Below are 1821 nucleotides of genomic sequence, written 5' to 3' on the forward strand. Positions count from 1 at the left end.
AGTTCTCAAGGAACGGACGCTTCCTTTGTACTCACCCTCTCGGGCTTTCCTCCGGGCTTTCGTTCTTGCGTTTCCGACTCTATCAGACTCTTTCGTGTCCGATTCCCGGTCGAAGCGGGGTTCGCTTTCCAGGTCCTCGCTTTCGCGTTTCCCTTTCCGGCGAGTCCGACTCTATCAGAAGTTTTCCACCGGATTTCCCGGCTTCGGATTCCTGGATGAGGAGTCGGAGTGCCCCCGACCGAATTGCATTCTTGGAGGGCGCGTGCCGAGCCTCTCAGCTCCAGGCAACCCGTCTACTCTACCTGAGCTCCGTGGCGTACGTCAAAGCCGACCCGCCACGGCCACCTCCACCACCGGGCCCGGCAGCATCCCGGCCCATGACGACCGCACGCCCCGCCGCCGACTGGGCACAGCTCAGGCACGCCTACGGGCCTGCCGACGACATACCCGGCCGGCTACGCCGCCCTGCCACTCCTCGCGGACATCGCCGCCGGCCGCACACCCGGCGCAGCACAAGAGGCAGTGCTCATGGCTGGCCTCAGCCTCGCCGAAGCCGACCCGGAACAGCGTGCCTCCCGTGCGGCAGAGTCCACCGAGCTCCTCACCGCCGCCCACACCGCGGGAGCGATCGACGGCCACACCTGCGAGGCGTGCCCTCCAGCCTGACTGCCGGTGCAGGCCCTGGCTCTCCTCGCGCAACGCACAACGGCAGTCCGAGACGGCGGTGGCTAGTAGCCCGTCGTGCCGAGCCACCGCAGCGTGGCAGCCAGTTCCCGGCCGAGGTCCTCGCGAGGGCCTGGAGGCAGGCGTCCTCGGCGGTGAGATTGAGCGAGGCCAGGTACGTCAGGCCCTGGCTCCGACCGGGCTCGGCCAGGGTGGTGAGGTACTCGCGATGGGCGTCTTCCGCCCGGGTGGGGGTGGACAGCGGCGCACGCAAGCGCCACAGCGCCAGCGTCGCCGCATGGCGACGGTGCAGGGGTGTCAGACCCGCGGACCGCTCGGTCACCGCCACGTCCACACGCCGTTCTGTCAGAGGTTCACGCGCTTGAGGTACACCCGGCTCCGGTGCGGGACGGTCTGGTACCAGAGCAGCAGGTGCTCGTCCTCGTACGTCCGCAGCCGCATGGGGTGGGGGTCCTCGTAGAGGCTGCCGCCCTTCGGGTCGATCGCCATCGCGGCCAGGTCGACCAGGCCGTCCATGACGGCCCCGACGAGGCTCTGCTGCTCCGCGGACATCTCACCGAGCACCCACACCCGGCTGGGGTCGCACTCCCAGGCCCAGCCGCTGTCGTTCTCGACGCCCTCCCCCCGGAAGGTCACTGACCGATCTCCCGCTGGGCCTCGGCGAGGATCCTGCTGCTGATCTCCATGGCGGCCCGGAACTGCTCTTCCGTCGCCCCGGGGTCTCCTGCGACCCGCTCCGCTTCCTGCAGCGCCGCCGACCTCGCCGGCCACCGGTGGATCGCCACGTGCGTGGCCCACTTGATCAGGAAGAACCGCAGGGGGTTGATGGCCCCCGTCTCGGCGGCGCGATCGAACGCTTCGTTGCATTCCTTGTCGAGCACGGCCAGGTTCGCCATGTCGATCCGGCGCACGGCGTCACGCAACGCTTCGCGGGTCATGGCCGGCTGGGGGATGAGCGGGCCGCCGGCGTCCAGCTGCTGTGCTGTCATCAGGTCCTCCAGGGGAACGCGGCCAGGATACCCAGCCTCGTCCTGCAACCTGGTCCTGAACGCAGGAAAGCCCCGCACCATAAGGTGCGGGGCTTTCCCACAATGATTGTTCGGCGGCGTCCTACTCTCCCACAGGGTCCCCCCTGCA

The 1821-nt window shown here is 68.7% G+C and carries 3 protein-coding genes; 1 reads left to right on the forward strand and 2 read right to left on the reverse strand.

The annotated features are described in order from the left end of the window. Positions 1-528 precede the first annotated feature (528 nt). Positions 529-666: a hypothetical protein gene (locus ABTY04_RS40815; protein ID WP_352218489.1), complete on the forward strand. Its 138-nt coding sequence runs from the start codon at positions 529-531 to the stop codon at positions 664-666. Between the two features lie 363 nt (positions 667-1029). Here ABTY04_RS40815 and ABTY04_RS40820 read toward each other — a convergent pair whose 3' ends face one another. Together ABTY04_RS40820 and ABTY04_RS40825 are read right to left on the reverse strand one after the other, a co-directional pair. Continuing rightward, on the reverse strand, positions 1030-1320 hold the full coding sequence (locus tag ABTY04_RS40820; RefSeq protein WP_352218490.1) for a hypothetical protein: 291 nt from the start codon (positions 1318-1320) through the stop codon (positions 1030-1032). Beyond that, positions 1317-1673: a hypothetical protein gene (locus tag ABTY04_RS40825; protein ID WP_352218491.1), complete on the reverse strand. Its 357-nt coding sequence runs from the start codon at positions 1671-1673 to the stop codon at positions 1317-1319. Before ABTY04_RS40825 ends, ABTY04_RS40820 begins: the two co-directional genes overlap by 4 nt. Between the last annotated feature and the right edge of the window lie 148 nt (positions 1674-1821).

The organism is Streptomyces sp. NPDC097981 (assembly GCF_040302565.1).
In the GTDB taxonomy this organism is placed as follows: domain Bacteria; phylum Actinomycetota; class Actinomycetes; order Streptomycetales; family Streptomycetaceae; genus Streptomyces.

Bases quoted from the DNA above. Each gene is read 5' to 3' on its own strand.
- ABTY04_RS40815 (WP_352218489.1), top strand. From the start codon at position 529: ATGGCTGGCCTCAGCCTCGCCGAAGCCGACCCGGAACAGCGTGCCTCC.
- ABTY04_RS40825 (WP_352218491.1), bottom strand. From the start codon at position 1,673: ATGACAGCACAGCAGCTGGACGCCGGCGGCCCGCTCATCCCCCAGCCG.